Consider the following 591-nt stretch of genomic DNA (forward strand, 5'->3'; position numbering starts at 1 on the left):
CGACAGAACCGAGCAAAATTGTCAATTTGCTTGATGAAAACAGTCATTTTGACGTGATTATTGTCGATACTGCCGGTTTTGCCGATCAGCTTACCTTCGCTCTTTCAAGCATTACGGACCTTTTGGTTATTCCGTGCAAGATAAGCAGCTTCGACGGAGATCAGGTTATTGCTTTTGTTAATCAACTTCGAGAGCTGACGGCAAAAGATAAAAAAGAAATGCCAAAGTATAAAGTTGTTTTGAACGAATACGATCCAATTACAAAGAACTCGAAGAGTCTTGAGAATGTATATAAATCATTCCTTGAGCATAATATCTCGGTGTCTGATGTTTTGATGCAGAAAAGAGAACGTGTGAAAACGATCACTGAAGGAACGGGATCCCTGTATCTCTTAAAAGGAAAGGATGACGCCACGGTCAATGCTCAAACAAATTCACGCAATCTCGCATACGATCTGCTCAATAACTAACGGAGGGAAGCGATATGTCGGACGACATTGCCAAGAGCAACGATCAAACAGCTCCCTCGCAAGTGGGCGGAACGCCTGCAATCGAACAGGCGGCCAAGCCTGCACTTACTTTATCTAAGCT

1 protein-coding gene is annotated in these 591 nt (G+C 43.0%); it reads left to right on the top strand.

Translation table 11 applies throughout. The annotated features are described in order from the left end of the window. A partial coding sequence (locus C1631_RS25310) for a ParA family protein (RefSeq protein WP_133248968.1) occupies window positions 1–470 on the top strand: 470 nt, incomplete at its 5' end. Window positions 471–591 lie beyond the last annotated feature (121 nt).

The sequence above is a fragment of the Chryseobacterium phosphatilyticum genome (assembly GCF_002899825.2).
Lineage (GTDB): Bacteria > Bacteroidota > Bacteroidia > Flavobacteriales > Weeksellaceae > Chryseobacterium > Chryseobacterium phosphatilyticum.